We start from the raw sequence: 24,598 nt of genomic DNA on the forward strand, positions 1-24,598 counted from the left end.
AAAAACAGGGGGTAATTACAATGCCATTAGTTATCGTAGCAATTGGAATTTTAGCATTATTAGTTTTAATAATGGGCTTCAAATTGAATACCTTTATTTCATTAATCATTGTATCGTTCGGCGTCGCTTTAGCACTTGGAATGCCATTAGAGGAAATTGTCAAAACCATCGAAGCCGGATTAGGCGGAACCCTTGGTCACTTAGCGTTAATCTTTGGACTTGGAGCGATGTTAGGTAAGTTGATCGCTGATTCTGGTGGTGCTCAACGAATTGCCATGACCCTCGTAGACAAATTTGGTGAAAAAAATATCCAATGGGCAGTCGTAGCTGCTTCATTCATTATCGGTGTGGCGTTATTTTTTGAAGTAGGATTAGTATTGTTAATTCCAATCATATTTGCCATTTCAAAAGAATTAAAGGTTTCTATCTTATATCTCGGTATTCCGATGGTTGCAGCTTTATCCGTAACACATGGTTTCTTACCTCCACATCCAGGGCCAACAGTTATTGCTGGTGAATATGGCGCGAACCTTGGTGAGGTTTTACTTTACGGTTTCATTATTGCCATTCCAACCGTTATCTTAGCTGGACCTGTATTTACGAAGCTTGCCAAAAAACTCGTACCTGCATCATTTACGAAAATGGGTAATATCGCCTCTTTAGGTGAACAAAAAGTATTTAAGTCCGAGGAAACTCCTGGATTTGGAATCAGTGTATTTACTGCAATGCTTCCTGTCATTTTAATGTCTATTGCTACGATTATTACTTTGCTTCAAAAAACAATGGGATTTGAAGATAATAGTTTACTAGCAGCGATCCGTTTTATTGGTGATGCATCGACTTCGATGTTAATTTCCTTACTGGTAGCTGTCTACACCATGGGAATAGCAAGGAAAATTCCAATCAAAAATGTAATGGCATCTTGTACAACTGCTATTACTCATATTGGGATGATGCTCTTAATCATTGGGGGAGGCGGTGCCTTCAAACAAGTGCTGATTAATGGCGGCGTAGGTGACTATGTAGCCGAATTATTTAATGGAACTACATTATCACCCATCTTGCTTGCCTGGATCATTGCTGCAATTTTACGTATTTCCTTAGGTTCTGCAACTGTCTCAGCTTTAACAACCGCTGGTTTAGTTATTCCGATGTTAGGACAATCCGACGTTAATCTTGCTTTAGTTGTGCTTGCAACGGGAGCGGGTAGCTTAATAGCTTCACATGTTAACGATGCTGGTTTCTGGATGTTTAAAGAGTATTTTGGTTTAAGCATGAAAGAAACGTTTGCAACATGGACATTGCTTGAGACCATCATTTCTGTAGCTGGATTAGGATTTATTTTAGTACTAAGTTTATTCGTATAAACCATGATTCCCGGGCGGTAGATCCCCTCACTTATTTTTCTTAGAATCTTCTAAGCCTATAAGTGAGGATCTACGGCCTATTCATTTCAAATAAAAGGAGCAGAAAAAATGTCCAACACAATTGGTGTCATTGGTTTAGGGGTAATGGGCCGTAATATTGCTTTAAACATGGCTGGTAAGGGTGAGCAAGTCGCTGTCTATAATTATACGAGGGATTTAACTGACGATCTTGTTAAAAAAAGTGAAGGTCACCCCATCCATCCCTACTACGAAATTCAAGATTTTGTTTACTCCTTAAAAACTCCAAGAAAAATCTTCCTTATGGTAACAGCGGGCAAACCGGTCGATTCGGTAATAGGTACATTAGTACCCTTTCTTGAAGCAGGCGATGTGATCATGGACGGTGGTAACTCCCATTACAAAGATACGGAACGTAGATATGATGAATTGAAGTCAAAAGGAATCGGTTATTTAGGAATCGGTATTTCCGGCGGTGAAGTTGGGGCTTTAAATGGACCTTCGATCATGCCTGGTGGAGATAAAAACGTATATGAAAAAGCAGCTCCTATTCTAACAAAAATAGCAGCCCAAGTGGACGGAGACCCTTGCTGTGTTTATATGGGTCCAAAAGGTTCCGGTCACTTTGTAAAAATGGTACATAACGGAATCGAGTACGCAGATATGCAATTAATCGCAGAAACCTATACATTTTTAAGAAAAAGGTTACGTTTATCTGTGAATGAAATTGCTGATATCTTTGAAATATGGAATCAAGGGGAACTGAAAAGTTATTTAATCCAAATCACAGCAGAGATTTTACGGAAAAAGGATGATGTAACAGGCTTGCCATTAATCGATGTGATTCTTGATAAAACAGGGCAAAAGGGCACAGGTAAATGGACAAGCATTCAAGCAATTGATCATGGGATCCCATCATCCATTATTACAGAGTCATTGTTTGCCCGTTACATCTCCTCTTTAAAAGAAGAACGAGTTTATGCAGAAAATATTCTAACAGGACCCGGGATTGATCAGCGAAGTTTAAATAAAGATGTGTGGATTGAGTACATTAGACAAGCTTTTTATATGGGTAAAATTTGTGCCTACGCGCAAGGATTTATACAATATAAAATGACTTCTGAACTTTACGGATGGAATTTACCTTTAAAGGACATAGCCCTTATTTTCCGTGGTGGTTGCATCATTCGTGCCGAATTCTTAAACGTAATAAGCGAAACATATCAAGAACAGCCGAATTTGGCTAATCTTTTAATCGCTCCCTATTTTGCTGAAAAGGTTAAAGAATATCAAATAGGACTGCGAAAAGTTGTCTGTGAGGGCGTTAATTCTGGTACTTCGTTTCCATGTTTAAGTGCTTCACTTACTTATTACGATAGTTACCGGGCAGGCATTTCGAATGCTAACCTTTTGCAAGCACAAAGGGATTATTTTGGTGCCCATACTTATGAACGAAGTGATGCAGCAGGATCCTTTCACACAAACTGGCAGTGATCCATAGTCGTAGTAAATCTCCAGAGCCCTAATGTAGTGGTTCTTCCCTTCATTAGGGCTCTTATTTTGAATACATTTTCCCCACAATTCTCTTGTGTCTATACTATTTCATCTCATTTTTGAACGATTGAACTCGTTGCTTCTGTTGTTCCTTTTGCCTCACCATGTCCTGCACCAAATAGGTTCAGTACCACCACGCCAATAACAATTAAAGCAATACCTGCGATACTTCCTGTATTGATTTTTTCTTTCCAAATCAATACTGAAATAAGTGTTGTAGCAACAGCTCCTACACCTGACCAGATAGCATAAGTCATATTTAAAGGAAGCGTCTTAAGGGATAAGGAGATAAAGAAGAAAGAGATCGCGAACGCTACAATTGTGAGTAAAGTCGGATACAGCTTGGTGAAACCTTCTGAAGCTTTAAGCATTGAAGTTCCAACAAGTTCACCAACAATAGAGATTACCAAGAAAAGATAAGCCATTATTCATTCTCCTTTATATATGTTTTCAATTCTTCCATCATTTTTTGCCTCATTTCTTCATTGGGAGGAGCAAGCCCAAACATTTCAGCAAACCACAAGCCGTCTATAGCTAATCGGACGATCGTGGATCGAACAGGATCCAATTCGTCGCTTTCGATTTTACTTTGGATATTTGCATACTCATCCTGAAGTAGTTTTAGCATGTGAGGATTCGTAAACTGTGCTGCTGAGAGAGCGGTATACAGGTCACTTGCATTCCGATCGCCAGAAAATGATGTGTTCATATACGCGCGAGTCCATCTTCCTTTAGAATGTATATCGTCTTCTGCTCTCTCATTAAATTCGGAGACAAAGCTGGTCGATAGTTGTTCAACCATTCCCAAAATCAATTCATCTTTATTCGGAAAATGGTAAAGCAATCCTCCCTTACTTACTCCCGCTTTCTTAGCAACCGCTTCTAACGTTAATTTCTCTACTCCTTGTTCATGCACAATCATGGAGGCCGCTTTAAGTATTAATTCTCTTTTTAATGTTTTTTTAGTTGTATTCATTTTGATCACCGCCCATTTTACTATACCGTCCAGACGGTTTTATTTCAAGCAGAAAATACGTTTAAGCTAAATAAAAAGAAGCCTTGGCGTACAACATTTCAGCCAAGACTTCTTCCAATAAACATCTATCCAGCCCAGACATTTGGCAAAAGTTCGCATCTGTTGGGGTTTAAGTGCCACCCATAGCTTATCTTTGCAGATATTGTCTCAGCCATTGGATCGCGGGACGTTCCGTGCCGTTAGAGTTCAGCAGATGTGTGTTCGGCTTCCAAGTTTGTCCCTGAATATACCCCCAGAGCGTAACTCCCTTCACTGAGGGATGTTGCCAGAGTACCGGAAACTTCTCCTTGTATCTGGCAAGTTGGGTGTTATCGTCGCCAGTTATATCCAGTTCCGACACATAGATTGGCAATCCTGTTGCCGCCAGCTTGTTCAGTACAGTGTTCATCGTGTTAACTGAGACGGTGTCCATACTGAACTGGTGGCATTGGATACCAATTCCGTCAATCAGGCCTCTGCTCTTGAGCTGATTAATAATATTGACATATTGGTCGGTTAACGAAGGATCATTGATAATTCCATATTCATTGATCAACAGCTTGGCATTGGGGAAGGCTTGTCTTGCCTGTTGGAACGACCATATGACCCAATCCCATCCGGTCGACCCGTCACCACCAATGGCATTGCGATAGGACGGCTTCTGATGCAGCGGCTCATTCACCACATCTACAAACTCCGCATTCGGATAGCGTTGACCTGCTGCTTTAATCCACTGAGTCACTTCCGCTTTCTGATCAGCAGCCGACAGCCCCCTAACCCAACCTGGCTCCTGGGCACCCCATACCAACGTATGGAACTTGAACGGGAAGCCTTTGCTGCGGGCATAATTGTAGGCGGTATCGGCCTGTGACCAGTTCATGTTGTTACGGTTGCCTTCAACCGATTCCCACTTAGTCGAGTTCTCCGGCGTCACTTGATTCCAGTATGTCCCGTAACTAGGAGGGACACTGCCCGCAATGACATTCCCGAGGAATTTGCCACCGTTCGCCATACTGGCACTAGCCGGGTTTATCAGAACTGATGATAACAACACACCCGCCAACGCCAAGCTGCTTACCAACTTGCACACTTTAAATTTCGACATACAACCTCCTCCTCATACGTATAGTTTTTTAATATTCCTACTTTTAAATAAATCGCTTACATTTCCAATTATAAGAATGAAAGGTTATTATCCGCTACATGTAAAAGTAAAGATTTTACCCGAAAAACTTTACATCATTGCGGGGCGACTGAACACCTCGTGCTCCTTTAACACACGTTTCGATTAGAATCTAGTCTCGTATCAAACGACAAAAAAGATTACTGCAAAAAGTGATATACTCCCCTTTTACAGTAGCAAGTTTTATTATTTAACCTGCCTACTTTTTTGGAAGCATATCACTTTGGAGACTGCCCATTTAATAGTTTAAGGATTAAGGGCTCTTGCAATTGCGTCTACATAACTTTGGCTAGCACGTTGGCTTACTTCTGCTTGTGGAACTATTCCCTCAAAGTTGTGAAAAGTGCCGGGATACAGATGGAATTCGACGTCTACGCCCGCTTGGGCAAGACGTGCCACATATTCGATCGTCTCATCTCGGAATAGATCGAGCTGGCCTACGCACGTATAGGTCGGCGGCAGGCCAGCCAAGCTTTCTGCTCTCGACGGCACCGCATATGGGGACAACTCGGTGTCTTCAGTACGATCGCCCAAGTACATGTTCCAGGCCGCCAAGTTGTTCTTCCGGTTCCATGGTGCGTTATCGGCCGTAATTTCATGACTTGACGCCGTAATACTGCGGTCATCGATCATCGGATACAGCGGCATTTGGAAAATGAGGGCTGGCCCACCTTTGTCACGAGCCATTAAAGCAAGTGCTGCGGTCAGACCGCCGCCCCCACTTGCTCCGGCAATTGCGACCCGATCTAAGTCAATGCCCAGCAGCTCCGCTTCGTCGGTCATCCACGTCAAAGCGGCATAACAGTCATCGATGGCAGCTGGGTAGGGATGCTCAGGAGCAAGTCGGTAATCGACCGATACGACTACGCATTTGGCCGCCTGCACGAAGCGTTCGCACAAAGCATCGTCCATATCAGGATGGCCCATCACATAGCCTCCCCCGTGAATCCACAGCATGGCCGGAAGCCTAACGTCAGTTCGCTGGGCAGGTTCGTAGATTTTGACTAATATCTCGCCTGCTACGCTCGGAATCATCTGGCTTGTCGTACGTACGTGCTCCGACTGCTCAATAGGAGGACTAGACAAATAGCTTCTGCTCAGCTCTAAATTCTCTTCCAGTTGAAAACCAGGAAATTGTGCGATTACCGACCTTAATTCTGGTAATAAACGATTTTCAAAATCCACGTAAATCACTCCTATGTTTGGTTTTTATAATCTTTTCTCCGTCTCCGCTTCCCACTTGGCTATCTCCTTCCGAACTCGGGGTGCTACCTCTGTTCCTAGCAGCTCAATGGCTCTCATCACTTCGGCATGCGGCATCGTGCTTAACGGAACATACAGCATAAAGCGAGTAACACCTACATGTTTGCGAAGGTGAATGATCTTCTGGGCAACAGTCTCTGGATCGCCGACATACAGCGCACCTTCAAAGCTGCGCGCGGCATCGTAGCTAGAACGATCATAATGTGCCCAGCCCCGCTCCCTGCCCAATCTATTCATACCTGCCATCGTAGAAGGGAAATATGTATCTGCAGCTTGCTCATTATTCTCTCCGACAAATCCTATCGAGTGCGACCCAACCCTAAGCTTCGATTCATCATGACCGGCGTGCGCTGCTGCCTTCTTATAAAGCTGGACAAGTGGTGCAAAATTTACCGGATTCCCGCCAATGATCGCCAGTATCAAGGGCAGTCCTAACAGACCTGCCCGGATAGCAGAATCCTGCCTGCCCCCGCTGCCAACCCATATTGGTAAAGGATTCTGAACCGGCCGTGGATACACACCCAAATTGTTAATTGCTGGCCGATGTCCGCCTTTCCAGGTTACTTTTTCGGACTCCCGTATTTTAAGGAGCAATTCCAAATGTTGTTCAAACAGCTCATCATAGTCTTCCAAGTCATAGCCGAACAGTGGAAAAGATTCAATAAAGGAACCTCGACCCGCCATAATCTCCGCACGTCCATTCGAAATACCATCCAGCGTAGCAAAATCCTGAAAAACGCGAACGGGATCAGCTGAAGAAAGCACTGTCACTGCACTGGTCAGCCGAATCCGTTTCGTCTGCGCTGCAGCCGCTGACAGCACAACTGCTGGTGAAGATGCCGAATAATCCTTCCGATGATGCTCACCTACACCAAACACATCAAGTCCCACTTGATCAGCAAGGATAATTTCCTCGACAACTTCGCGCAATCGCTGTGCGTGACTTATCACTTCTCCTGTCTGAACGTCGGGCTTTGTTTCTACAAACGAAGTAATACCTATCTCCATCGTCCATCTCTCCTATTCTAATAGCCTTCTTTGTATGCTAATTAAATACCGGTAAAATATCATACCGATCGGTAAAATATTTTTCTCAGTAAATATAACTCATCAAAAAGAGTACTGTCAATAAATATAGTAAAAATACTTTAATTTATCCTCATACTGATATCTCCTTGGTGCGATAAACCAATCTGCATTTGACAATATAACGGGCTAATTATAAGATAATAACATACTAATTGGTACGCAAATAAAAACCCCTGACAATTATGATCATAGTCATTGAATTAAGAATAAAATTACGAGTAATGAGAGGTATTGATTATGGGACGAATCCGCGAATTTGACGAAGATAAAGTATTAGATGCAGCTATGCAAATATTTTGGGAGAAGGGATATGAAGCTACCTCATTAAGTGATTTAACTTCCAGAATGGAGATTCAACGACCCAGTATATATTCCACTTTTGGAGGCAAAAAAGAATTGTTCGAAGTTGCGCTGCGCAAATACATGATGTCCCGTGCTTCTATGATCCGAACCAAACTTCAAAGCGATTCATCTGTAAAAGAAGCATTTCGAACTTTTTTTGAAGGTGTGGTCGATGAGGAATATACAGAAAACCCTAGAAAAGGATGCTTTTGCATCAACACAATGGTTGAACTTGCACCTCATGATGAGAAATTTGAAATCCTTACAAGGGAACATCAAATGTACCTATCGGTTATATTTCAAGAAACCATTGAACGAGGTATACAATCAGGTGAGCTTGAGGTCAGTCTCGATGCAAAGGCTGTATCACAGGCGCTAGTCGTATCGTTAATTGGACTGACCGTAATGATAAAGTCTCGTCCAGAACGATCATTTATTAATAACACGATAGAGGTGACACTTACACTTCTTAAATAATTCGGAATGAACTCAATTTTAGCGAGTGGGTGTATTCTCGACGAACATGTCCCTCAGCGCAACCAAGACTGCTGAATACATTTCCTCGGCAGCCTTGGTTGCGCTCATATTACAGGCTTTTCACATTTGCATGAGTTCAAAAGATTCCTTCACCGATCTTTATTTTTGAATATATATGTTTTATTGTGTATAATAATTCAAAAATAATGAAAAGGGAGTACATCTAATGTCATATTTAATAAGAAACGCTAAGCCTGATGATTTAAGCAGTTTGACCGAGTTAATGTATGAATACATCGTTGGTTTTTATCAAAACCCTAGGCCACCTATCGAAAAAATTCATAATTTGATTCATACCCTTTTTAAGCAGCAAAACGGTATACAATTTGTGGCGGAACAAAATGGACAATTAATCGGCTTTGCTACATTATTCTTTACCTTTAGCACGATGAAAGCAGACAAAATCACAGTTATGAACGACCTATTTGTAATGGAACCCTTTAGAGATACAGAAGTAGAATCACAGCTTTTTTTAGAATGTCAAAAGTACTCACAAAATCATGGCTATGCTCATATGACCTGGATAACTTCTACTGAGAATAAACGCGCTCAAATTTTCTTTAAAAAGATGGATGCTGTCCAAGGGAGAGAGTGGGTTCACTTTTCATCGTAACAATACTTTTGATACGGTTTTCCGCGCTAACGGCAGTTCAAAGGGCACCTAATTGGGTGCCCTTTGTGCGTAAAACATGCTTTCACGCATGCGGATATGGAAACATGCCGATACCCGTACCTTCATGGCCTCCCTTTGCTGCTTAGAGTAGCCTCGTTTCTACCTCCATTCGGTAAATGCTCCAAGGATGCGTTTAGACAAACAGTTAATTCATTGATATGTATTAGAGTGAACGTGGATATAGAGTATACTAGATGAGTATAAGTTCGATACACGATGACATTATATATGTAATGGTATTCAAATACAGCGCAGAAGAGGTTGAAAATGAGTCAGAAGCATTTTACAGATTATGCATTAAGTGAAGAAATTGTAAGAGCGCTGAGTAGCTTGGGCTATGAGACGCCAACAGAGATTCAGACGGAAGTCATTCCAGTTGCGCTTGAGAAGAAGGATCTTGTCGCCAAATCGCAAACAGGTAGTGGCAAAACAGCAGCATACGGTATTCCAATCTGTGAGCTAGTAGATTGGAATGAGAATAAGCCCCAAGCTTTAATCCTGACGCCAACCCGTGAACTCGCGTTACAGGTCACCGAAGACATCACGAATATTGGACGCTTTAAGCGGATCAAAGCAACGCCCCTTTATGGGAAACATCCTTTTCATATCCAAAAGGCTGAGTTAAAACAAAGGACGCATGTGGCTGTAGGTACGCCAGGACGTGTACTGGACCATATTGAACGAGGCACGCTATCGTTAGATCGGATTGCCTATCTCGTGATTGATGAAGCTGACGAGATGCTGAATATGGGCTTTATCGAGCAGGTTCAGTCGATTATTCAAGCGCTGCCTAGTGACCGGGTTACCATGTTATTCTCCGCTACCTTCCCTGAGGACGTAGCCACACTGTCACGTAAATATATGAATGATCCTGTTAGAATTGAGATCAAAGCGACCGGTATAACGACCGCCACAATTGACCACTCTCTTATTCAGGTGAAGGAGTCAGACAAGCTGGCACTACTGCAAGATCTGCTCATTGTTGAGAATCCTGACAGCTGCATTATTTTCTGTCGTACGCAGGAGAATGTAGATACATTATTCAGAGCATTGGCTGATCTCGAATACCCATGTGATCGCATTCATGGTGGCATGGAGCAAGACGAGCGATTTGAGGTAATGAATGCATTCAGAAGGGGCCAATTCCGTTACTTGATTGCAACAGATGTTGCCGCCAGAGGGATTGATATCACGAATATCACCCATGTCATTAACTACGATATTCCCCTTGAGAAGGAAAGCTATGTTCACCGCACAGGACGTACGGGACGTGCTGGCAAAACGGGGAAAGCCATTTCCCTCATCACTCCTAAGGATGGCCGAAGATTAGCTGATATTGAAGCATATATTGGGTTCGCGATTCCACAGGTAAAGGCCCCCTCAGAAGAGGCTGTTGATCTGCGTAGAGAAGATTTTGAGCAGAAACTGCATGTAAAAACCGCACTCAAAAAAGATAAGCGAGAGCAACTAAACCAACAGATTATGAAGCTGAACTTTAACGGCGGTAAGAAGAAAAAGCTTAGAGCTGTCGACTTCGTGGGGACCATCGCTAAGCTTGATGGGGTCACCGCAGATGATATCGGGATCATTACGATTCTGGATAATGTAACGGATGTTGAGATTCTGAATGGTAAAGGTCCACTGGTGCTTGAGATTATGAAGAATACAACCGTAAAAGGTAAGCTGTTAAAGGTACGCAAAGGGAATAAGTAGAAGATACGCTGCATTAAAGAGGGTGAGGCAACCCCGCCCAGTACAGCCGATGGTTATCGTTAGCTATACGGGCGGGATTGCCGAGTTTATCTCTTGATCATTTAATTCATCTTTCCATTTATCGATATCATAAATGACTTTAAATTTTTCTTTCAACTGAGTATCATCTTCAATTGGCACAAAGCTGTCCAATTTCATATGGAAGTCCAAAACATCTTTTTTATGGTCATACATCTCTTCTAGAATCTCAATGATTGTGGAAAGTCTAGATTTAAATGATAACTTACAATCCTCTGTGTCCTCGAATATATATATATTTTCTACCTCTCTAAAAAAAGAGTTTCCTTCGAAATATAGCTTGTTACAGGTCATATGGATCTGCATCAGTGGTTCGCATATTTGCCAATCTGCTTTCAGCATAGCGTTTTTGAGCGATATATGTGCTCCACTAATATAATAATAATCTCGATAAAAACACATTGTACAAGAGGCTTTCATTATCTTAATTTTAGAATCTACAGCAGGATACCCTAATACAAATCCTTCAGCTAATAATTTCTTGGAAAAGTAATCTAACGATTTGATAAATAATTGATATCCAAGTTCCTTTCCTTCCTCATCATCTTTATGACAACAATAATGAATAATATCTTCATCCACTTGTTTATTTTCGTATCTATATCCCATTCCAGCCTGAATATGATCAATATGAATTTCGACTCCTGCAAATAGGTCATTTAAACTTGTTATTCTAGAGTGATTGCCTTTCAAATGAATATTCAAGTCAGCAGTACATTCTCTGTAGAGAATACAGGTGTCTTTGATATTCAATTTAATGTGTTGTCTTTCCATAAAATCAATGATTCTCTTAAGATGCAAGTAATCATTCCCTATTAAAATTATTTTCTTATATTCAATTGATCTATCATCAGCCTGATTCAAATGAACAGCAATACAAACATCCTGATCGTATTTTATTAATGCTTCAATACTTTCAATAATCCTATTTCGTAGCGCAGTTTGTTGAGGAAAAGGCATTGTTAATCCCATGTATTTTGATTCTAAGTTAGGTAGTAACTCCATTTGATCATTAAGATAACGTATCATATTATCAAAATATTTCTTAGTACTTTCATTCATAAGAAACTGTATCCTCTCATATTTTTTTAAGAGCTGGCCTACTCTTCTTGGAATCTCTCCTTCATATTTTCTATTTATCGATGAGTAACTTCCGTGCGATTTTGAAAAAACACTCCCGAATTGTTTCAGAGATTACTTACTATTGCGACGTCTAAACTTATTAAAAATGTAATGTCTAAATAGAACAATTAAAATTTCGGGTAGTAATACAGCAAATATGTATAACAATATAATGAATGGTAATGACGAAATGAAAGTTTCAGCGCCCTGGTCTGTTTTCACACGTTCAACTAGTAGCCACCACATAGGTACTGATACAATCCACATCAAGACATTAGAGATGATTACATAAAGAGTATTTTTCCATAGCAGACAAAATAAAATTGCAATAATGGCCGGAACAGTCCATGAACCTATCATATGACTATTACTTAATATAACAAATGTTATAACAGGATATAAAAGCGCAACCACCATCTGGACTCCCCTATTATCATAAAACCCCATTTCCTATCCCCTTTTTTCTTTACAATCTATTTTCACTTTTTTGATAGGTATATTTTATCATTCTATTTATTTCCACAATAAAAATTCAAGCTCTATGAAACCAACAACGTTGGTGATAATTGTTCTTCTTTATCGTATTCTCTTAGAGAGTTGATTAATACTTAAAAAATTTTAGAAAAGGTGTCCCTTTCGGTCCTCTTCATTTGTTATACAGATATAGTTTTCTTTTTAATCAGAGGGGGTGCCTAAATCTTTGAATGAGGAAATCGAATATAGAATTAAACGGGTCCAAGCTGGCGAGATCCAGGATTACGCCTACATTGTAAAGGAGTATCAGCGTCAGATTTTTGTGTACTGCTGGCGACTATTAGGCAGTGAGCAGGAAGCGGAAGAGGCAGTACAGGATATTTTCGTTAGTGCTTTCGAGAAAATCAGTATGTACAAGCCCACAGTGGGCTTCTCCTCCTGGCTGTATAAAATGGCTTATCATCACTGCCTGAACCTGATTCGCAGGAAGAAACTACAGCGCAAATTTAAAATCACCCTGTTCAACTCAACTAACATGACTTCAGACAGTGCTGCGCAGGTTATGGAACGTCAGCTTTTCAGTGAACCGCTGAGCCGGGCATTGGACCAACTGAATGCAGAGGAGCGAAACCTGTTGGTGCTGCGCATTTTTGAAGAAAAATCGTTTAGAGAAATCGGGGAAATTATGAACAAAAGCGAGGAAGCTATCAAGAAAAAATACGGCAGAACAAAAACAAAGCTCAAAAAAATGATGGAGCCCATAAAGGAGGACCCAAAATGCGTGAATTACAAGACAGAACTCAGGAACAAGGTCTGAAATACACCGATCTGAAAGACAAAGGCTTAAAAAATATGGACATGTTGACGGAGCCAGAGAACGTCTTAAAAATACAAGCCTTTGACGTCTCTGACAAAGTGATGGAACAGGTCTACCAAAAGGCGAAACCCCAAAAGGGACTCATCGTAAAAATGCGTCTTCAACCGCGCATCACCGCTCCTATTATGATCTTGCTTTTTGTATTGGGCGCCTCTGTGACTGGGTACGCCGCTTCGCAATATCTGGAATTACGTAACGGCAAAGGCGACGTCGTATTAAACACCGCCAAAACACCTGCCGAAACGGACGCCTCGAAAACGTATACCTCCACCTACGCACAGTGGAACGAAAAAGTGAAAGATCGCTTGCAGCCCGGAGAGTATGCCGCCTATTACGTCAAGGACGATTCTATGAATCAGAACAACCTATCTAATCCGGCCCTGTTTGCGTACAAGCCAGCTGAACTTTCAAGTTTCAACAGCTTACAAGATGAAATCAAGCGAACTGAGGCTCCATTATTCAGCAACCCCACTCATCTACCGGATGGCTATCAGTTTGAATTCGGATACGTCTATCCAAGCGCTGCATATCCTAGGATGATGGATAAAAAGGAATATCGAGCTTTAACCGATAAACTGATGCAACAGGCCAAAGCTGCACCGGAGGGTGAAAATCTGTTTATTCAAAAGCTGAGCTGGGACAAGTCAGACACCTCCTTTGCCCGGTATGCGAGAGGAAACGACTATGTAAACATTACCGTCACCAAATACACTTCTGAAGTCACAAAGACAACCATCATGCAAAATGAACAGGATTCGGCTGAGGAACTGATGATTAAAGGAACCAAGGCCTATTACATCAGAGCAAGCGAAACAAGCAAGCCCTTGGAGGTAGGAAAAAATCGACTGGGATGGCTCGATGAAAAAAGACGTTTACACTACAACATTTCTGATAACCAGGACAGCCCGCTGAGCAAAGAAGACCTGGTAAAAATAGCTGAAGATTTGCTTAACGGTTCACCGCAATAGTTATAAAAGAAAAGTTTCAAAAAGAGACCATCCTTTTTTAAGGGTGGTCTCTTTTTGAAGAATAGTCCTTATACCTTTTCCTCACAAACTATTACGGCATGTTCCACAATCTTTTTACCTCAACTAATTCCTGATCATTGAATTCCATTCTGTATACGTCTGGTTTGGATGTGTGTAGTAAAAATTTCAAATCGTACTGCTTGTCATAATACTCCATCATTAAAGTCATTACAGCTCCATGAGTGCCTAATGCGACTTTCCTTCCTCGGTAGATTTTTAACAATTCCTTTAAAACTGTTATACTTCGGTTCTGACAAACTGCATTAGACTCTCCTCCCGTTAAAGCAAAGTCGGGATCAGAAAATGACTTATCTAACAAAGGGAATAATTCATCATCGGACATTCGGTTGTCTTCACTAGAAAAAATTCTTTCTTTAAGATCCTCGAATATTAAAACTTCTTGTCCTGAGCATTGAGCTAATTCTTGAATGGTTAGGATTGCCCGTTGATAAGGACTTGAAACGAAAACCTCGATCCCCTCTCCTCTCAATAATTCAGTTATTTGAAAAGCATCTGACTTGCCTTTATCAGTCAAACCTCTTGTTCTTTCATTTCCTTCCGTCTTCGGTGATTCGCCATGTCTCACCATGTAAATGAAAGTTTTCATAGTATCCTCCATGAAGAGCTGATGAATTTTTATTACATGATATTCGTGACTAACTACCAAGTCACCTTTTGCTAGGGTGGTTTTCTCTTGTTTCTTATTGTATAAATTTTTCTTGAAGGTGACGTTACGTCATTTGCTATACTGGCTGAGAACGACATGCTAGAGCAATCAATTGGATGTGAGGAATGGATGGACAAAGAGAACTGTCTGACGACAGGACAGCTTGCCAAACGTACAGGGATAACGGTCAGGACATTGCGCTATTACGATCAAATTGGACTTCTGAGTCCAGGAGGTCATCGCACTGGATCCATAAGACTGTACAACATGAAAGATATGGAAAGATTACAGCGAATTCAGATGTTGAAGTATCTAGGGTTATCGCTTCAAACAATAATGGACATTTTAGATGCAGAATCGCCATCCAACGGAGAGATCAGACACTCGTTGCAAGCACAACTCGATGTTTTACAAAAGAAAATTGCTCATACGGAGCACGTAGTACATGCAATACGAGATGCTATGGAAATGTCGGCCTATGGATCCGATTGGAACCATTTGGCGGATGTTATTCAAACCGTGCAGAGTGAGCAAAATTGGGGGGAGCAATATCGGACGGCGAACCGCCTGCAAACGCGGATACATCTTTACGACAAGTACAGTACGAATCCCCAAGGCTGGCATCGTTGGATCTTTGAACAACTGGAGGTGCGACCGGGAGCCCACATTCTCGAGTTGGGCTGCGGCGACGGGACCTTTTGGATAAGAAACGGCGAACGAATTCCAAGCAGCTGGCGTATCACGCTTACCGATATGTCAAGCGGGATGGTGGAAGAAGCACGTTGCCGCTTGGGAAGCAACAATCCGCAGTTTAAGTTTTTATCTGTTGACGCGCAACAGATCCCATTCCATGAAGAGCAATTCGATATGGTTATCGCTAACAACATGCTGTACCACGTACCGGACATCCCTAGAGCAATCCGCGAGATGCACCGTATCTTAAAGCAAGGAGGTATTGTATGTACCTCTACAATGAGCACTCAACACCTACAAGAGGTCGAACACTTGGCGGTTTCGTTCGATCCTGAGCTTCATGTGTTGGATCATGCTATTAAACGGTTCCACCTGGATAACGGAGGGGACTTGCTGTCTTCTTGCTTTTCCGATCTTCGGTTGCTTCGATACGAGGATTGTCTGTTGGTCGACGAAGCGGAACCCCTGATCGAATATATAATTTCGACTCCGATGAACGCAAGAGAGCGACTTGTCGGAGCGGCTATTGACAAGTTTCGAGACCACATCAATCGGCTTTTGCAGCAGAACGGAACTCTCGAAATGACTAAAGAGAACGGAATCTTTCTAGGGAGGAAATGAGATGAAGGCACAACAATATCACCCAAGAGTACGGATTGTAAAAGAGGAGCTTCTATCGGATAACTGGTACATGTTAAATAAGGTTACATTCGAGTTTGAAAAAAATAATGGACAATGGGAGACACAATCCCGTGAAGTGTACGATCGTGGCAACGGCGTAACGATCCTGCTCTATAATCAGCACAAACAAACCGTTGTACTGACCAGACAGTTCCGAATGCCTACTTATCGGAACGGTAATGAAACTGGAATGCTTATCGAAACCTGTGCAGGATTACTCGATAAAGAAACACCGGAAGAAGGTATTCTTCGGGAGACGGAGGAGGAGACGGGATACCGTATCGACCGTGTGCAGAAAGTTGGCGAGGCCTATATGTCACCGGGCTCCGTTACCGAAATCCTGCACTTCTATGTAGCCGAGTATAGTGAAGATATGACAACGGGTGGCGGTGGTGGCCTTGAGGAGGAGCAGGAAAACATTGAAGTGATAGAACTTCCGTTTACTCAAGCGCTAGACATGGTCGAAAGCGGCGAGATTCGTGACGCCAAGACGATAATGCTGCTCCAATACGCTCAGATCCAGGGCCTCTTGAAAGTGAAATCGAAACCGCTTCATATCCTTATCGCAGGCCCTTATCGATCTGGAACGAATGATGATCATGTATTAATCGAGAAGAACGTCAACTACATGAATGAAATTGCTCTTCAAGTTTACGAGGCTGGTCACATGCCGGTGCTGGGAGAGTGGTATGCTTTGCCCCTTATCGCGACAGCCGGTTCCACTGCTCTGGGAGATGAGACCTTTAACAAAATCTTTCACTCGTCTTCCATTCGCCTGCTTGATTACTGTAACGCCGTGCTTCGGGTTGGAGGACCTTCTCAGGGTGCCGATGAAATGGTAAGGGTGGCGAAAGAGAAAGGATTGTTGATTTACGAACGGCTCGACGAACTTCCGTTGGTGTGATATATCCTCTTTGACCAGACCAAAGACAACTTGCCTCTGGGCATTCCCCACGGATCACCCGAAGAAGCTTTCAATCAACTGAGACACTAAGGGAATTGCGCAAATGTTTAACATCACTCATCGGTGGACGTCCAAACATGCGTCCATATTCCCGGCTGAACTGCGAAGGGCTCTCATAGCCAACGCGAAAGCCTGCATTGGCGGCTTCCAATCCCTCCGAGAGCAGCAAGCGGCGTGCAGTCTGCAGTCGAATGGCCTTCTGATACTGCAGAGGACTTATAGCCGTTACCTTTTTAAAATGCTTGTGTAAGGAAGAAGGGCTCATGTTTACTTCCTTCGCCAATTCTTCAATCACAAGAGGCTTAGAGTAATCGCGGGTTATCAGATGGATCGCTTGGGAGATGCTATGTGCATAGCTACCAACTACGGCAAATTGCCTGATTAAAGCCCCCTGCTCACCTTGTAATACACGATAAAGGATCTCGTGCGTGATAAGCGGCGCAAGAAACTGAATATCCGCAGGCGTATCCGAAAGTCTGACAAGCCGAAGCAGCGCATCAAGCAGCAGAGGGTCAGATTGGCTCACTAGTATGCCTCGTCCAGTCTTTACGTTACATTGAGGAGGACTCTTCTTGATAATATCCAGAATGACATCTGGGCTAATGGATAATTGAAGACTTAGATAAGGAAGTTCCGACGAGGCTTGAGTTATTTTACCAATTACGGGAAGTTGGACTGATGTGACCATGTAGGTTGTTGGATCGTACACATAGTTTTCTCCAGCCAGCATTGCTGTCTTTGAGCCTTGTGCGACCACGTACAGGGAGGGCATATGGACCGTATGATTCAGCTCGGACACATGGCTTGCACGTCTGAAATAAAGTCCTGGCACAGACGAAACAAACGTACCGTCCGAAGACGCATGTTGATGAATTAGATGAATCAGTTCTTGTAGATTCGTAGAAATATCAGAGGGGGGAGGAGACGAAATCATACATGCTTCACCTTCCTTTCTGTTGAACGCTAATATTGATGTGCTAATTATATGCACGCCGAATAGGATTAGGCAAGAATTGGACTTGATCGGTCTACCTGTCTCAATCGAATTCTACTTAAAATTTACTTGCAAGGCCAACAGAGGGCCTAAGGCAAATAGATCAAAGGAAGAAGGATTGGGATATGCATTTGGAAGGAAAAATAGAGAACAAAGTCGTCGTGATTACAGGTGCAAGCAGCGGAATTGGAGAAGCAACAGCACTGTTGCTTGCCGAGCGTGGAGCAAAAGTCGTGCTTGGAGCGCGCGGAGTGGAGCGCCTTGAAGCGCTGGCGACACGCATTTCCAATGGAGGTGGTGAAGCTGTCTATGCACGTACTGACGTGAGACGGCGCGAGGATCTGTACAACCTCGTTACTTTGGCTTGCGAACGGTACGGGAAGCTGGATGTTCTCGTCAGCAACGCTGGCGTTATGCCTATTTCCCCTCTAGAAGATCTGTGTGTCGAGGACTGGGAGGACATGATTGACGTCAACATTAAAGGCGTTTTGTACGGTATAGCCGCAGCACTGCCTATCTTTCGCAAGCAGGGTTCCGGACATTTCGTGAACATCGCTTCTGTAGCAGGACATAAGACTGTGCCGAACCAGTCGGTCTACTCCGGTACGAAGTTCGCCGTGCGCGCGATCTCAGAGGGATTGCGCCAGGAGGCTGGCGACAAGCTGCGCGTGACCATCATTTCGCCTGGTATTGTGCAGACGAATTTCACAGAGGGGATGACCAATCCAGCATTGAGAGATCAACTCGCTGCCATTCGGGATAAACTAGCCATGACACCTGACGCGGTAGCCCGTGCAATTGGATTCGCAATTGAACAACCGGCCGATATTGATGTGAGCGAAATCGTGATCCGTCCAACCGCACAAATGTAATATAAATAGATAGGGGCACCTCCTCTTGTGGGTGCGCCCCTATCTATTTATGCATAAAGCTTTACCATGGAAGCCGATCATCCATGTAATAGAATCCGCCCGTTGGACCATCCTCCGGCAGGGTCGCCAGTCGGACCGCCGTTTTCGCCCCATCCTCCACTGACAGCTCTGCCTTTTCCCCGCCCATCTGCGTTTTAACCAGGCCGAGGTGGCAATCCGCTGCACCCGTTCATTGGACAACTGGAACTGAATAGAGCCTATAGCGCTGCTTTCTTTTCTGTCTGGCTGCATCCTATCATATTGGGAACGATCAGCAAATAAAAAATTAACGATGAAGCGGTTCTTTTTCGCCCAGACCGAGCACCTCCGTTGTGGACTCATAAATTTCTTGGTAAAGCTCTGGGTTTTCCGCTAGTGACACCCCATAAGAAGGAATCATCTCTTTTATTTTTGGTTCCCATTCTTCCATATGTTGTGGGAAGCATTTTTCCAATACTTCCAGCATAACGTGAACAGCAGTAGAAGCACCCGGAGAAGCGCCGAGCAGTGCAGCTATCGAACCATCAGCGGCACTAACCACTTCTGTACCAAATTGAAGTGTTCCTTTACCGCCCTCCGTATCTTTGATCACCTGCACACGTTGACCCGCTACCACGATCCCCCAGTCCTCGATTTTGGCGTTCGGAATAAACTCGCGTAATTCTTCCAGACGCTTTTCATTCGATAACATCACTTGCTGGATCAGGTATTTGGTCAATGCCATCTCTTTTGCGCCTGCCGCCAACATCGTGATGAGATTATTGGGTTTTACAGAACCGATCAAATCCAAATTTGAGCCCGTTTTCAAGAACTTCGGTGAGAAGCCGGCAAACGGTCCAAATAGCAGTGCTTTTTGGTTACCGATATATCTTGTATCCAGATGCGGAACAGACATGGGAGGAGCACCAACCTTAGCTTTACCGTATACTTTCGCATGATGCTGGGCGACAACCTTAGGATTGTTACATACCATAAATAGTCCACTTACCGGGAATCCCCCGATATATTTGGACTCAGGAATACCAGTTCTTTGTAGTAAAGGTAGACTTCCACCCCCACCACCGATAAAGACAAATTTGGCAGTATGGTATTCGATTTTACCATTATCCAGATTATGGACTTTGACTTTCCACGAGCCGTCGCTCGCACGTTTAATATCCTTTACACTATGTTTGTAATTGATCTCGACGTTTTTACTTTTTAAATGCTCAAACAACATGCGTGTTAAAGCACCAAAGTTGACATCTGTTCCAGAGTCGATTTTGGTTGCCGCGATTGGTTCATTCAATGTACGGCCTTCCATAATCAGCGGAATCCATTCCTTCAGCTTTTCAGGGTCGTCGGAAAATTCCATGCCTTGAAATAGAGAAATAGGTGAAAGCGCTTTAAACCTTTTTTTCAAAAAAGATACATTTTTCTCTCCTGTTACCAAACTCATATGAGGTATTGGTTTGATAAAGTCCTGAGGATTACGAATCAAATGGCTGTTTACAAGAAAAGACCAAAACTGTCTTGAAAGCTGAAACTGCTCATTAATGTCTACAGCTTTACGAATATCTATAGATCCGTCAGCTTTTTCGGATGTATAGTTCAGCTCGCACAGTGCAGCATGGCCCGTACCTGCATTATTCCATTCGTTAGAGCTTTCTTCTCCTGCGTTTGCGAGTTTCTCAAACACTTTGATTTCCCATTCTGGTGCTAACTCTTTCAGCAATGATCCCAGAGTCGCGCTCATGACTCCGGCACCAATTAAGATAACGTCTGTATTTTTCTGAATGCTATTCATAAAAACCTTCCTTATCTCTTATATTTGCAAAAAAGAGCAGGCCCTCCTGCTTAGGTGATACAAGAAGCAAGGCTCCACTCAGGAACATATCTTTTCTGTCTCTATTATAACTAAAATATAATCTTTTAAAAATTATATTGTCTATTATCTGATAATTATAAATCATTTCTGCTAAAAAGTGAGAATTTTCTTTACAGAAATAATAAGAATGGATCTCAACACGCTGTATTATTGGGGCTTCACTTACTAGCAGTAATAACAGACACCAAAAAGGCTTTTAGAAGCAAATGATGTAGAGTACAGATTTCCAATGATCGAATCAACAGTCCATGTATATGAATAACTCGGTAAAATATGTCTTTACGGGATAGGCCCTTATAAATACTTCATCATGATATTCGAAACGGTCTGTTGTTGATTCTCCCAATCATAATCGGAGTTATCCATAATAAATGATTGAAAGGGGAGTTGCTCAATAATTTGCAATTCTAGCTCTCGTCGATGTTCAAGGAACTGAATATATCCTTCGTACCCGTGAAGCCCCTTCTTCTTTCCATAATCTTGCTCCGTATGGTACCAAATCGCGAAATCTAACCATTCTTGAGACCTCATCGTTTTCACTCGCTCAATCGTCTCACGCACATTAGGTTGCCTCAAATAAAACAAAATTGGATTTAGGTCCTGAATTTGCTTTGCAATCTGTAATACATGCTGAACAAATCGATCATTTCCAGCATCGTGTCGAGCGAGTAATGCACACCCTGGGTTCTGTAAAAAACAGCATTCGAGTATGATTAGCTTTTCCTTTTCTCGCTGATCCTTAGCAAAAGAACTCCAACGTTGAACCATCAACTCGCAATATTTTTCTACGGGTACTCCATCGTAGATTTCATAACGCCGCATTTCCTCATACAAACTAGACGGAATTTCATTTTGAGCTGATTGCTGGGCAAGTGCATATGCGATTAAAGAGTCGTTGCCATTCACAGATACAAACGGATCAATGTAATGAAACACCTCGGAATAGATAGATCGGAGCCGATCAAGTTCTTCGTTCGGCATACATGCAACCGATTCATAATCAGCGGGATGCCGTAAGTTCCCTTCTAAAAATAGTTCCGATTCTACTTGATGTGTGTTTAACATGTCATGTATGTATCTAGATAATGTGGATTTGCCAGAGCCAGGTATCCCTTCAACGATAACCAATTTCGTTTTCATAGCTGGTAAATTCGCCATAGTGTCACATCCTTATAAATTGAGTGATTACCTTAAGGAGAATCCAATTGTCTCGTTATAACGCCAGATAGCTTAGGAACCTTCCCTTATCTCGACATCCTTAGAAAACCAGTATAAGCATTGGGTCCTGAGGACTGACCCAATGCTTATATAGATGGATATCTTCTAGTTATTTAATAATTACGTATTCCAGGTTAACCAGTTTTGCATAAGTCACAATTTGGTCCGTGGTTAGATTCAAGGAAACCACGGTATGGTGACCGCCACCGTTCTCAATCCATGCTTTAACCCCATCTTGGAAGTTTGGCTTCACATTCCACAGTACACGGGCCACTGGAAGATTAGGAGCAGGAACTGTCGGTTCAAATGCAGTAACCTCGTTGATCAGCAGTTTATAATGCGTGCCAAAGTCAGCCATGGAAACAACTACACCGTCTCCTGCCTTGCCGTCAAATACCAGACGGGCTGGATCTTCACGATCGCCGATACCTAACGGAGAAACGATGACTTTAGGCTTGTTGCTTGCCAACGTTGGGTCAACTTCAAGCATATGGGATTGAAGGATCGATTCCTGACCAGCCGTTAATTCATAAGTGTAGTCTTCCATAAAGCCAGTGGATTGGTTATGGCTCATGACTTTAAGCAGACGATCGAGCGCCGCCGTCTTCCAGTCTCCTTCACCGGCGAAGCCGTATCCTTGTGCCATCAAACGTTGAACGGCAAGACCAGGAAGCTGTTTCATACCATAGAGATCCTCGAAGTTCGTAGTGAAGGCAGTGTAGCCGCCATGATCCAGGAACCGTTTAAGGGCAATTTCATAGCTCGCTTGCACTCTTACACTGGCTTCCCAAGCTTCCTTGCTATAAGTACCATAATCAAATTCATAAAGTTCGGAGTATTCCGCAAACAAAGCATCAATCTCTTCTTCTTTCACAGCATTGACGTACTGAACAAGGTCGCCAATTCCGAAGTAGTCAACGGTCCATCCAAATTGAATTTGAGCTTCGACCTTATCACCTTCCGTAACGCCAACGTTACGCATGTTGTCGCCAAAGCGGGCAACTTTGATATTGAAGCTTTCGTTATAAGCAACCGCTACATCCATCCACTCTGCGATTTGCTTCTGCACTTCTGCACGTTCCCAGTACCCTACGACCACTTTATTCTGTTTCTTCAGACGGGCATTGATAAATCCATATTCACGGTCACCATGAGCTGCCTGATTGAGGTTCATGAAGTCCATGTCAATCGTAGCCCAAGGAATGCTTTCATTATACTGTGTAGCCAAATGAAGCAGCGGCTTTTGCAGCAATTTAGTACCACGAATCCACATTTTTGCAGGTGAGAAGGTATGCATCCACGTGATGACACCGGCAACCTCGTCGCGATAGTTGACTTCTTTCATAATGCTAGTAATTTTGTCTGCACTAACTGCCAGATCCTGCAATACAAGCGGATAAGGCAGAACACCGCTTTTATTTAAGGCATCGGTCATTTCTTGTGCGTGTGCTTTGACTTCTGCTAATGCTTCTTCTCCATACAGATGTTGTGAACCTACGACAAACCAAAACTGTTTTGTACCTACTGTTGACATAACATTCATCCTCTTTCTTCGTTTGTTAGTTTAATTGGTCTTATTTTTGTCCGTAGTAAGCGTCTTTCCCATGTTTGCGCAAATAGTGTTTATCTAGAATGCGCTGCGGCAATTCTTCAGCAAAATGATTCAATTCTCGTGCGAATAAATTCATTTTCGAAACTTCTTCCAACACGACGCTATTCATTACCGCCGATTTTGCATCTTTGCCCCAAGTGAAGGGAGCATGACCCTTAAGTAGAACACCAGGCACTGCTAAAATATCCAGCCCGCGCTGCTCAAAAGTTTCGATGATGACACGGCCGGTTTCCGCTTCGTAACCACGATCAATCTCCTCTTGCGTCAAGAAACGGGCACAAGGAACAGAACCATAGAAGGTGTCTGCATGAGTAGTCCCCATTACAGGTACATCCAAGCCTGCTTGAGCCCAAATGGTCGCCCAAGTCGAATGCGTGTGTACAATACCTCCGATCTCTGCATAATGCTTATAAAGTACAGCGTGAGTCGGTGTATCTGATGAAGGTCTCATCTCTCCTTCAACAACATTGCCATCAAAATCGACAACCACCATATCGCTAGCTTTCATCGTGTCATAACTAACACCACTAGGTTTGATCACGAATAGGCGACTCTCACGATCAACAGCGCTTACGTTACCCCAGGTGTATTTCACGAGTCCATGTTTAGGCAAATCCAGATTGGCTTGAAATACTTCTTCTTTCAGTTGCTCTAACAC

23 protein-coding genes are annotated in these 24,598 nt (G+C 42.8%); 10 read left to right on the forward strand and 13 right to left on the reverse strand.

Annotated elements, in window-relative coordinates; all coding sequences use genetic code 11:
* Positions 1 to 20 precede the first annotated feature (20 nt).
* On the forward strand, positions 21 to 1,367 hold the full coding sequence (locus tag T3H97_RS25890; protein ID WP_328801323.1) for a GntP family permease: 1,347 nt from the start codon (positions 21 to 23) through the stop codon (positions 1,365 to 1,367).
* 108 nt (positions 1,368 to 1,475) lie between these two features.
* Positions 1,476 to 2,879 carry a decarboxylating NADP(+)-dependent phosphogluconate dehydrogenase gene (gene gnd, locus T3H97_RS25895; protein WP_328801324.1) on the forward strand — a complete coding sequence of 468 codons (1,404 nt, stop codon included), beginning with the start codon at positions 1,476 to 1,478 and terminating at the stop codon, positions 2,877 to 2,879.
* Positions 2,880 to 2,992: 113 nt separating this feature from the next.
* Here the strand turns inward: gnd and T3H97_RS25900 are convergent, their stop codons facing one another.
* The 5 genes from T3H97_RS25900 to T3H97_RS25920 form a co-directional block, all read right to left on the reverse strand.
* Positions 2,993 to 3,364 (reverse strand): DMT family transporter, encoded by a 372-nt coding sequence (locus T3H97_RS25900; protein ID WP_272639524.1) that lies wholly within the window; start codon positions 3,362 to 3,364, stop codon positions 2,993 to 2,995.
* Positions 3,364 to 3,915: a TetR/AcrR family transcriptional regulator gene (locus tag T3H97_RS25905; RefSeq protein ID WP_272639525.1), complete on the reverse strand. Its 552-nt coding sequence runs from the start codon at positions 3,913 to 3,915 to the stop codon at positions 3,364 to 3,366. The genes T3H97_RS25900 and T3H97_RS25905 overlap by 1 nt, the downstream gene beginning before the upstream one ends.
* 187 nt (positions 3,916 to 4,102) lie before the next feature.
* Positions 4,103 to 5,059: an endo-1,4-beta-xylanase gene (locus T3H97_RS25910; protein WP_328801325.1), complete on the reverse strand. Its 957-nt coding sequence runs from the start codon at positions 5,057 to 5,059 to the stop codon at positions 4,103 to 4,105.
* A 324-nt stretch (positions 5,060 to 5,383) separates the two neighbouring features.
* Entirely contained in the window at positions 5,384 to 6,322 is a 939-nt protein-coding gene (locus T3H97_RS25915; protein WP_328801327.1) for an alpha/beta hydrolase, read from the reverse strand.
* A 24-nt stretch (positions 6,323 to 6,346) separates the two neighbouring features.
* Entirely contained in the window at positions 6,347 to 7,408 is a 1,062-nt protein-coding gene (locus tag T3H97_RS25920; protein ID WP_025722808.1) for an LLM class flavin-dependent oxidoreductase, read from the reverse strand.
* A 318-nt stretch (positions 7,409 to 7,726) separates the two neighbouring features.
* Between T3H97_RS25920 and T3H97_RS25925 the strand changes: the two genes are divergently transcribed.
* From T3H97_RS25925 to T3H97_RS25935, 3 genes are all read left to right on the forward strand, one after another.
* On the forward strand, positions 7,727 to 8,308 hold the full coding sequence (locus T3H97_RS25925) for a TetR/AcrR family transcriptional regulator (protein WP_328801328.1): 582 nt from the start codon (positions 7,727 to 7,729) through the stop codon (positions 8,306 to 8,308).
* A gap of 226 nt (positions 8,309 to 8,534) precedes the next feature.
* Positions 8,535 to 8,981 carry a GNAT family N-acetyltransferase gene (locus tag T3H97_RS25930; RefSeq protein ID WP_328801329.1) on the forward strand — a complete coding sequence of 149 codons (447 nt, stop codon included), beginning with the start codon at positions 8,535 to 8,537 and terminating at the stop codon, positions 8,979 to 8,981.
* Between the two features lie 327 nt (positions 8,982 to 9,308).
* Positions 9,309 to 10,754, forward strand: a complete 1,446-nt coding sequence (locus T3H97_RS25935) for a DEAD/DEAH box helicase (protein WP_328801330.1) — start codon at positions 9,309 to 9,311, stop codon at positions 10,752 to 10,754.
* A gap of 63 nt (positions 10,755 to 10,817) precedes the next feature.
* Here T3H97_RS25935 and T3H97_RS25940 read toward each other — a convergent pair whose 3' ends face one another.
* Positions 10,818 to 11,894 (reverse strand): elongation factor G, encoded by a 1,077-nt coding sequence (locus tag T3H97_RS25940; protein WP_230486364.1) that lies wholly within the window; start codon positions 11,892 to 11,894, stop codon positions 10,818 to 10,820.
* Between the two features lie 760 nt (positions 11,895 to 12,654).
* On the opposite strand from T3H97_RS25940, the gene T3H97_RS25945 reads away from it, so the two are divergent.
* Together T3H97_RS25945 and T3H97_RS25950 are read left to right on the forward strand one after the other, a co-directional pair.
* Entirely contained in the window at positions 12,655 to 13,245 is a 591-nt protein-coding gene (locus tag T3H97_RS25945) for an RNA polymerase sigma factor (RefSeq protein ID WP_328801331.1), read from the forward strand.
* Positions 13,206 to 14,273, forward strand: a complete 1,068-nt coding sequence (locus T3H97_RS25950) for a DUF4367 domain-containing protein (RefSeq protein ID WP_328801332.1) — start codon at positions 13,206 to 13,208, stop codon at positions 14,271 to 14,273. The genes T3H97_RS25945 and T3H97_RS25950 overlap by 40 nt, the downstream gene beginning before the upstream one ends.
* A gap of 91 nt (positions 14,274 to 14,364) precedes the next feature.
* On the opposite strand, the gene T3H97_RS25955 is transcribed toward T3H97_RS25950, so the two are convergent.
* Positions 14,365 to 14,940: a histidine phosphatase family protein gene (locus tag T3H97_RS25955; RefSeq protein ID WP_328801333.1), complete on the reverse strand. Its 576-nt coding sequence runs from the start codon at positions 14,938 to 14,940 to the stop codon at positions 14,365 to 14,367.
* 156 nt (positions 14,941 to 15,096) lie between these two features.
* Here T3H97_RS25955 and T3H97_RS25960 point away from each other — a divergent pair, with 156 nt between their 5' ends.
* Both T3H97_RS25960 and nudK read left to right on the forward strand, forming a co-directional pair.
* Positions 15,097 to 16,314, forward strand: a complete 1,218-nt coding sequence (locus tag T3H97_RS25960; RefSeq protein WP_328801334.1) for a MerR family transcriptional regulator — start codon at positions 15,097 to 15,099, stop codon at positions 16,312 to 16,314.
* A 1-nt stretch (position 16,315) separates the two neighbouring features.
* Entirely contained in the window at positions 16,316 to 17,278 is a 963-nt protein-coding gene (nudK, locus tag T3H97_RS25965; protein WP_328801335.1) for a GDP-mannose pyrophosphatase NudK, read from the forward strand.
* Between the two features lie 70 nt (positions 17,279 to 17,348).
* Here nudK and T3H97_RS25970 read toward each other — a convergent pair whose 3' ends face one another.
* Positions 17,349 to 18,272, reverse strand: a complete 924-nt coding sequence (locus T3H97_RS25970; RefSeq protein ID WP_328801336.1) for an AraC family transcriptional regulator — start codon at positions 18,270 to 18,272, stop codon at positions 17,349 to 17,351.
* A 185-nt stretch (positions 18,273 to 18,457) separates the two neighbouring features.
* On the opposite strand from T3H97_RS25970, the gene T3H97_RS25975 reads away from it, so the two are divergent.
* Entirely contained in the window at positions 18,458 to 19,204 is a 747-nt protein-coding gene (locus T3H97_RS25975) for an SDR family oxidoreductase (RefSeq protein WP_328801337.1), read from the forward strand.
* A gap of 61 nt (positions 19,205 to 19,265) precedes the next feature.
* Here T3H97_RS25975 and T3H97_RS26520 read toward each other — a convergent pair whose 3' ends face one another.
* The 5 genes from T3H97_RS26520 to T3H97_RS26000 form a co-directional block, all read right to left on the reverse strand.
* The gene (locus T3H97_RS26520) at positions 19,266 to 19,391 is read right to left on the reverse strand and encodes a hypothetical protein (protein ID WP_442955628.1); all 126 of its coding nucleotides are present in this window, start codon (positions 19,389 to 19,391) and stop codon (positions 19,266 to 19,268) included.
* A gap of 138 nt (positions 19,392 to 19,529) precedes the next feature.
* Positions 19,530 to 21,029, reverse strand: coding sequence for a malate:quinone oxidoreductase (locus tag T3H97_RS25985; protein ID WP_328801338.1), 1,500 nt, complete (start codon positions 21,027 to 21,029; stop codon positions 19,530 to 19,532).
* A gap of 375 nt (positions 21,030 to 21,404) precedes the next feature.
* On the reverse strand, positions 21,405 to 22,268 hold the full coding sequence (locus T3H97_RS25990) for a P-loop NTPase family protein (protein WP_328801339.1): 864 nt from the start codon (positions 22,266 to 22,268) through the stop codon (positions 21,405 to 21,407).
* A 169-nt stretch (positions 22,269 to 22,437) separates the two neighbouring features.
* Complete coding sequence (gene araA, locus T3H97_RS25995) at positions 22,438 to 23,862, reverse strand: L-arabinose isomerase (RefSeq protein ID WP_328801340.1); 1,425 nt, start codon at positions 23,860 to 23,862, stop codon at positions 22,438 to 22,440.
* A 40-nt stretch (positions 23,863 to 23,902) separates the two neighbouring features.
* Positions 23,903 to 24,598 carry an L-ribulose-5-phosphate 4-epimerase gene (locus tag T3H97_RS26000; protein ID WP_104497505.1) on the reverse strand — a complete coding sequence of 232 codons (696 nt, stop codon included), beginning with the start codon at positions 24,596 to 24,598 and terminating at the stop codon, positions 23,903 to 23,905.

Source organism: Paenibacillus sp. LX16 (genome assembly GCF_036252815.1).
Taxonomy (GTDB): Bacteria; Bacillota; Bacilli; order Paenibacillales; family Paenibacillaceae; genus Paenibacillus; species Paenibacillus polymyxa_B.

Coding starts and splice junctions, on each gene's coding strand:
- T3H97_RS25890 (WP_328801323.1), top strand. CDS start 21: ATGCCATTAGTTATCGTAGCAATTGGAATTTTAGCATTATTAGTTTTA.
- gnd (WP_328801324.1), top strand. CDS start 1,476: ATGTCCAACACAATTGGTGTCATTGGTTTAGGGGTAATGGGCCGTAAT.
- T3H97_RS25900 (WP_272639524.1), bottom strand. CDS start 3,364: ATGGCTTATCTTTTCTTGGTAATCTCTATTGTTGGTGAACTTGTTGGA.
- T3H97_RS25905 (WP_272639525.1), bottom strand. CDS start 3,915: ATGAATACAACTAAAAAAACATTAAAAAGAGAATTAATACTTAAAGCG.
- T3H97_RS25910 (WP_328801325.1), bottom strand. CDS start 5,059: ATGTCGAAATTTAAAGTGTGCAAGTTGGTAAGCAGCTTGGCGTTGGCG.
- T3H97_RS25920 (WP_025722808.1), bottom strand. CDS start 7,408: ATGGAGATAGGTATTACTTCGTTTGTAGAAACAAAGCCCGACGTTCAG.
- T3H97_RS25925 (WP_328801328.1), top strand. CDS start 7,727: ATGGGACGAATCCGCGAATTTGACGAAGATAAAGTATTAGATGCAGCT.
- T3H97_RS25930 (WP_328801329.1), top strand. CDS start 8,535: ATGTCATATTTAATAAGAAACGCTAAGCCTGATGATTTAAGCAGTTTG.
- T3H97_RS25935 (WP_328801330.1), top strand. CDS start 9,309: ATGAGTCAGAAGCATTTTACAGATTATGCATTAAGTGAAGAAATTGTA.
- T3H97_RS25940 (WP_230486364.1), bottom strand. CDS start 11,894: ATGAATGAAAGTACTAAGAAATATTTTGATAATATGATACGTTATCTT.
- T3H97_RS25950 (WP_328801332.1), top strand. CDS start 13,206: ATGCGTGAATTACAAGACAGAACTCAGGAACAAGGTCTGAAATACACC.
- T3H97_RS25955 (WP_328801333.1), bottom strand. CDS start 14,940: ATGAAAACTTTCATTTACATGGTGAGACATGGCGAATCACCGAAGACG.
- T3H97_RS25960 (WP_328801334.1), top strand. CDS start 15,097: ATGCTAGAGCAATCAATTGGATGTGAGGAATGGATGGACAAAGAGAAC.
- nudK (WP_328801335.1), top strand. CDS start 16,316: ATGAAGGCACAACAATATCACCCAAGAGTACGGATTGTAAAAGAGGAG.
- T3H97_RS25970 (WP_328801336.1), bottom strand. CDS start 18,272: ATGATTTCGTCTCCTCCCCCCTCTGATATTTCTACGAATCTACAAGAA.
- T3H97_RS25975 (WP_328801337.1), top strand. CDS start 18,458: ATGCATTTGGAAGGAAAAATAGAGAACAAAGTCGTCGTGATTACAGGT.
- T3H97_RS26520 (WP_442955628.1), bottom strand. CDS start 19,391: ATGGGCGGGGAAAAGGCAGAGCTGTCAGTGGAGGATGGGGCGAAAACG.
- T3H97_RS25985 (WP_328801338.1), bottom strand. CDS start 21,029: ATGAATAGCATTCAGAAAAATACAGACGTTATCTTAATTGGTGCCGGA.
- T3H97_RS25990 (WP_328801339.1), bottom strand. CDS start 22,268: ATGGCGAATTTACCAGCTATGAAAACGAAATTGGTTATCGTTGAAGGG.
- araA (WP_328801340.1), bottom strand. CDS start 23,862: ATGTCAACAGTAGGTACAAAACAGTTTTGGTTTGTCGTAGGTTCACAA.